At 71.6% G+C, this 5,852-nt stretch carries 5 protein-coding genes and 1 pseudogene; 3 read left to right on the top strand and 3 right to left on the bottom strand.

What is annotated here, in order from left to right; all coding sequences use genetic code 11:
* Positions 1 to 592, bottom strand: a pseudogene (locus RH94_RS43505) (hypothetical protein); the annotation flags it as partial.
* A 136-nt stretch (positions 593 to 728) separates the two neighbouring features.
* Between RH94_RS43505 and RH94_RS15745 the strand changes: the two are divergent.
* On the top strand, positions 729 to 1,403 hold the full coding sequence (locus RH94_RS15745) for a mycothiol-dependent nitroreductase Rv2466c family protein (RefSeq protein ID WP_073948218.1): 675 nt from the start codon (positions 729 to 731) through the stop codon (positions 1,401 to 1,403).
* Between the two features lie 197 nt (positions 1,404 to 1,600).
* Here the strand turns inward: RH94_RS15745 and RH94_RS15740 are convergent, their stop codons facing one another.
* Positions 1,601 to 2,986 (bottom strand): amino acid permease, encoded by a 1,386-nt coding sequence (locus tag RH94_RS15740; RefSeq protein WP_073948217.1) that lies wholly within the window; start codon positions 2,984 to 2,986, stop codon positions 1,601 to 1,603.
* Positions 2,987 to 3,342: 356 nt separating this feature from the next.
* Here RH94_RS15740 and RH94_RS15735 point away from each other — a divergent pair, with 356 nt between their 5' ends.
* Entirely contained in the window at positions 3,343 to 3,921 is a 579-nt protein-coding gene (locus RH94_RS15735; RefSeq protein ID WP_073948216.1) for a biotin transporter BioY, read from the top strand.
* 119 nt (positions 3,922 to 4,040) lie between these two features.
* Here the strand turns inward: RH94_RS15735 and RH94_RS15730 are convergent, their stop codons facing one another.
* Entirely contained in the window at positions 4,041 to 4,760 is a 720-nt protein-coding gene (locus RH94_RS15730; protein ID WP_073948215.1) for a hypothetical protein, read from the bottom strand.
* A gap of 232 nt (positions 4,761 to 4,992) precedes the next feature.
* Between RH94_RS15730 and RH94_RS15725 the strand changes: the two genes are divergently transcribed.
* The coding region (locus tag RH94_RS15725; RefSeq protein ID WP_234425802.1) for a serine/threonine-protein kinase at positions 4,993 to 5,852 on the top strand (860 nt) is incomplete at its 3' end.

Below are 5,852 nucleotides of genomic sequence, written 5' to 3'. Positions count from 1 at the left end.
GCCACACCCCGCCCGCCCGTCGCCCACCACCACCCTTCTGCGGAAGCGCTCCGCGCCCTTCTTCTCCGCGCTCGCCCGCCCCGTTGCTCCACACCGTCCAGTCCTCCGGCGCCCGCACCTCGAAGCGGAAGGGTGCCTTGAGGTCGGGCTGCTCGAAGTTGGCGAAGACGCGGCGGGAGTCGGCCGGCTCGTACTGGGTGTAGAGGTAGACCTCGCCGTCCTCCGGGTCGACGAAGCGGTGCAGGCCCTCGCCGGTGCGGGAGTAGGCGCACTGGGCGTCCACGACCAGCTCGTTGTCGGCGGCCAGCTCCTCCAGGACGATCCGGGAGCCGTCGAAGACCTCGCTGGGGTCGAGGTCCTTGCCGTTGAGCGAGACGGCGGTGACGCTCGGCGCGATCAGGTCGGCGAAGCTGGAGGCGCCGGGCTCGTTGCAGCGGAAGCGGATCGTGGTCACGGACCGGAACGTCCGCGGCCCCTCCCCGGCCTGCTCGCCCACCGCGGACCGCACGTCCAGGGACACCTCGTATCCGTCGACGGACAGCAGCGCGGCCCGCTCCCGGGCCTCGTCGCGGGACAGATTCTCACCGGGCACGTGCGGCACTCCCTCGAACGTGTTCAGGATGTGGACAGGATCGATCCTGCCATGTGCCCCTGACATGTGGCAGCCGGGAATGCGCGGGCGGACGATCCTTGTTGATCGTTGAAGGACCGAACTTCTGAGGAGAGCCATGCCCGAGACCACCCCCACCGCGACCCCGTCGTCCGGCAGGACCCCCGTCGACTTCTGGTTCGACCCGCTGTGCCCCTGGGCCTGGATGACGTCCCGGTGGGTGCTGGAAGTGGAGAAGGTGCGGGACGTCGAGGTCCGCTGGCACATCATGAGCCTGGCGGTGCTGAACGAGCCCAGGCTGGACGAGCTGCCCGAGGACTACCGCGAGCTGCTCACCACCAAGGCGTGGGCGCCGGTGCGCGTGGTCACCGCGGCCTGGCAGAAGCACGGCGAGGACGTCCTCGGCCCGCTCTACACCGCGCTCGGCACCCGCTTCCACAACCGCGACGAGGGCCCCACCCGCGAGGCGATCGCCGCCGCGCTGGAGGAGGTCGGCCTGCCCGCCGGCCTGATCGACTACGCCGACCAGGAGGACTTCGAGTTCGACGCCGAGCTGCGCGCCTCCCACAAGGAGGGCATCGACAAGGTCGGCCAGGACGTCGGCACCCCGGTCATCGCCGTCCCCGGCCCCGACGGCGAGCAGATCGCCTTCTTCGGCCCGGTCGTCACCCCCACCCCGAAGGGCGAGCAGGCCGCCCGCCTGTGGGACGGCACCCTCGCGGTCGCCTCGGTCCCCGGCTTCTACGAACTGAAGCGCACCCGCACGGCGGGCCCGGACTTCGGCAACCTCTGATCCGGCCGGTCGGCGGAAGCCCCCGCGAGTCGCTCCCCTCCGGAGGGGGACCGCGCTCGCGGGGGCTTCCGCCGTTCCGTCCGCCCGGGTGAAGGGTGAGAAGACGATCGCCGGGCACAGGTCCCGCCCCGGGCCGCTATTGCAAAGCTAGTGCAACTGCGGGCGAGCGACAACAAGCCTCTGGGGGTGTGTTCGCGTCAGCTCCGCCCGCGTGTGCGCTGCCAGGCGCAGCCGATCGCCGCCAGGACCAGCGTCATCGCGCCCGTCGAGTACAGCTGCACCCGCGTGCCGGGCTCCCGGGCCATCAGGACGAAGACGGCCGCCATGCCGGCCAGGGCCACCCAGGTGAGCCAGGGGAACGCCCACATCCGTACGACCAGCCTCTCCGGCGCCTCGGCCTCCAGCCTGCGCCGCAGCCGCAGCTGGGAGACGGCGATGAAGAACCAGACGACGAGGATCACCGCGCCGATCATGTTCAGCAGCCAGGGGAAGACGTCGCTCGGCCGCCAGTAGCTGAGCAGCACGCACACGAAACCGAAGAAGCAGCTGCCCAGCACCGCGACCCGCGGGACCCCGCCCGAGACCTTCGCCAGCACCCTGGGGCCCTGACCGCGTCCGACCAGCGAGTACGCGATGCGCGAGGCGCCGTAGATGTTGGCGTTCATCGCGCTCAGCAGCGCGACCAGCACCACCACGTTCATCAGCTGACCGGCGCCCGGGATGCCGAGGCGGTCGAGGGCGGCGACGTACGGGCCCTTCGTCACGACTGCCTCGGAGTCCCACGGGACAAGGGTGACGACGACCGCCATGGAGCCGATGTAGAACAGCGCGATGCGCCACATCGCCGTACGGACGGCGCTCGCCACGCCGCGCACCGGGTCCTCCGACTCGGCCGCCGCGATGGTCACCGTCTCCAGGCCGCCGTAGGCGAAGACGGAGGCGAGCAGGCCGACGATCAGTCCGTGGGCGCCGTGCGGGAGGAAGTCGGTGAGGTTCGAGGCGCCCGGCGCGTGGGTGCCGGGCAGCACGCCGGCGATCGCGAGGACACCGAGGACCAGGAACAGGGTGATCGCGCCGACCTTCAGCGCGGCGAACCAGAACTCGAACTCGCCGAAGTTCTTCACCGCGGCCAGGTTCGTGCCGCAGAACACCACCATGAACAGCGCCACCCACGCCCACTCCGGCGTGCCCGGCAGCCAGCCGGTGACGATCTTCGCGGCGCCGATGCCCTCCAGGCCGACCGCCGTGCACAGCAGCACCCAGAACGACCAGCCCGCGGTGAACCCGGCCCACGGGCCGAACGCCCGCTCGGCGTGCGCGGAGAACGAACCCGACGACGGGTGGGCCGCCGACATCTCGCCCAGCATCCGCATCACCAGCATCACGAGCAGGCCGGACAGGGTGTAGGCGACGACGATCGAGGGACCGGCGGCGGCGATGCCCGCGCCGGACCCGACGAACAGGCCGGCGCCGATCACACCGCCGAGGGCGATCATCGACAGGTGGCGCTGTTTCAGGCCGTGGGAGAGGGAGGCGTCGTCGTCCGCCCGCGGGGGCCGTTCGACGGTGGTGGTGCTCGGCATGGGGGCGGCTCGTCCAAGGTGGGGGTGCGAAAACCCCCACAGTCTGGGGCGGCTGCTCGGCGGCGCGGAGCGCCCGTCCACCATCCGGACGCGTTTTGTACACAGAGCGAGACGTCGGCTACAGGGCGGGCGATGCGCCGTTTGGCGGGACCATACAGCTCGCGCCGGGCCGGGAAAGTGGCGGAAACCGCTCCACCTCAGTGACCGGCGTCACGTCCCGCCAGGTGTACGGTCCGCCCTTTGTGCGAAGGCGACGAAGCGCCCATTCTCCCCTTGTCGAGCGCTGACGGTGATCATCGCGTCACCGCTGGGATAGCGTCGCCGTGTCCCGAACTGCAATGACCCCCGGAGTCCCCATGAGCACCGCCGCCACCCCCGCCCGTACCGGGGTCGTCCTCGCCGACCTGCTGCCTGCGTCCCGCGTCCGGGACATCGCGCTCGTGGTGGGCGGCGCCGCGCTCACCGGAGTCGCCGCCCAGATCGCGGTGCCCGTGCCGGGCTCCCCGGTGCCGGTGACCGGCCAGACCTTCGCGGCCCTGCTGGTGGGCACCTCGCTCGGCGCCGGCCGGGGCTTCCTCGCCCTCGCCCTGTACGCGCTCGCGGGCGTCGCGGGCGTGCCGTGGTTCGCGGGCGGCGCCTCGGGCGCGACCGCCGTCTCCTTCGGCTACGTCCTCGGCATGCTGCTCGCCGCCACCGTGGTCGGCGCCCTGGCCCGCCGCGGCGGCGACCGCAACGCCTGGCGCACGGCCGGCACGATGGTGCTGGGCTCGGCGGTCATCTACGCGGTCGGCGTGCCCTACCTGGCCCTGGCCGCCGGCATGTCCGCGTCCGCCGCGATCGCGGCCGGCCTCACCCCGTTCCTGATCGGTGACGCCCTGAAGGCCGCCCTGGCCATGGGCCTGCTGCCCACCGCCTGGAAGCTCGCCAGGAAGTGACGGCTCACCGTGTGACGCCGTAGTTCCCGCGGAAGAGGTCCGCCGGGCCGCCTCACGAGGCCGGCCCGGCGGACCTCTTCCGCGTTCCGTGCCGTCAGGCCCGACCCTCCCGGGCGCCGTCAGGCCCGACCCTCCCGTGCCCGCCGTCGTGACCACCACATCCCGGCCGCGCCCGTCGCGACCAGGGCGGCGCCGACCGCGCCCAGCGGAAGGGCGTCACGCCCGAGGCCGGTCCTGGGCAGCTCGCCGGCCGGGGTGACCGGCTTGTTGTCGGTGCCCAGCAGCAGCGGTGTGGCGGGGGCGTTCGGGGACGGGTTCGTCGTTCCGAACGGCACCGGGCCCTGCTGCCAGTACGTCTTCCTCCCGTCGCCCGTCTGCACGGGCAGGCAGATCTTCCCCTCCTTGTCCAGGTCGTACGTCGCGTCGACGGCGTACGACTTCGACGCGCCCGCGGCCAGATGGCCGACCGCACAGCTGAAACCGCTGTTCGAACCGGCCGGCAGATCCTTTTCCGGGATCGCCGAGCAGCCCCGCACATTCGTGACCTTCAGGCCGTCGAAACCGACGACCAGGAGTTTGAGGTCACCGCTGTCCTTTGTCCCGCCGTTCTTCACGGTGGCGGTAATCGCCGTCTTTTTCGAACCGTTGTCCACCGTGATCTTCTTCGGGAGCAGCGTGCTCACCTTCACGCCCTCCGGCGCCTTGTCGACGACCTTTCCCCCCTGGCTGCTCCCCGGTCCCTGGTCGTCCGCGACGGCGGTGCAGGAAAAGATCATCACCGCCGAGAAAGATACTGTGACCAGCGACCCCGCAATGGTCGTCATGCGACGAGAACCCATGTTCGCCCCCCTTGGCTGCGCCTGAATTCGCAGTATCAAAAGAGGTACCACAAGATTTCCCCGCACTATGCTGGGAGGACCCGAAGTGTGACCATTGTGTTCCCGTGGGGGGCCGGGTGGGGCGCCGTTGAGGGGGTGCAGCGAATTGCCGGGGAATTCGATGAGTGGCGGTGTTCCGGGGCTATTGGTGACGGGGCGCTACCGGCTGGCCGAGAGTATCGGCCAGGGGGGAATGGGGCGGGTGTGGCGAGCCGCCGACGAAATACTCGACCGGCCGGTCGCGGTCAAGGAAATGCGCATCGACGGCCTCGACGACGAGGACGCCCGCACCCGCCGCGAACGCGTCCTGCGCGAGGCCCGGGCCACGGCGCGGATCGACCACCCGAACGTGGTCCGCGTGTACGACGTCGTGGACGAGGGCGAACGCCTGTGGATCGTCATGGAACTGGTGCCCGGCCGCTCCCTCGAACAGGTCGTCGCGGAGGACGGCCCGCTGGACCCGCCGGAGACGGCCCGCACCGGCCTCGCACTGGTGGCGGCGCTGCGCCAGGTGCACGCCAGGGGCGTGCTGCACCGGGACATCAAGCCCGGCAACGTCCTGGTGGAACGCGACGGCGGGCGTGTCGTCCTGACCGACTTCGGTATCGCCGCGATCCAGGACACCAAGGCGCTCACCATGGCCGGCATGCTGGTCGGCTCCCCCGACTACATGGCCCCCGAACGCGTCTCCGGCCGCCCCCAGGGCCCGCCGTCCGACCTGTGGTCCCTCGGCGCCACCCTGTGCGCGGCCCTGGGCGGACGCTCCCCGTTCTCCCGCGACACGACTCTCGCGACCCTGTACGCGGTCCTGCACGAGGAGCCGCGGCTGCCCGCCCCGGCAGGCCCGTTGACCGAGGTCCTGACGGCCCTGCTGAAGAAGAACCCGGCGGACCGCCCGGACCTCGACGACCTGGAAGCCGCCCTGCGCCCCCTGGCGTTCCCGCTGCGGACCCCGACGGTGCCCGTACTCGCTCCCGCGCCCACGCATCCCGGCCATGAGCGGCCCCCACGGGAGCGGCCCCCACGGGAGCGGCCGACGCGGGCACTGGGAAA

Origin of the sequence: Streptomyces kebangsaanensis, assembly GCF_001906585.1 — a bacterium.
GTDB lineage: Bacteria > Actinomycetota > Actinomycetes > Streptomycetales > Streptomycetaceae > Streptomyces > Streptomyces kebangsaanensis.
Note: the sequence above shows the minus strand (reverse complement) of the source record. Positions and strands in the feature narration are given on the sequence as shown.

What these genes read in the sequence shown, in the direction of transcription:
- RH94_RS15730 (WP_073948215.1), bottom strand. Translation starts at nt 4,760, where the DNA reads ATGGGTTCTCGTCGCATGACGACCATTGCGGGGTCGCTGGTCACAGTA.
- RH94_RS15745 (WP_073948218.1), top strand. Translation starts at nt 729, where the DNA reads ATGCCCGAGACCACCCCCACCGCGACCCCGTCGTCCGGCAGGACCCCC.
- RH94_RS15735 (WP_073948216.1), top strand. Translation starts at nt 3,343, where the DNA reads ATGAGCACCGCCGCCACCCCCGCCCGTACCGGGGTCGTCCTCGCCGAC.
- RH94_RS15740 (WP_073948217.1), bottom strand. Translation starts at nt 2,986, where the DNA reads ATGCCGAGCACCACCACCGTCGAACGGCCCCCGCGGGCGGACGACGAC.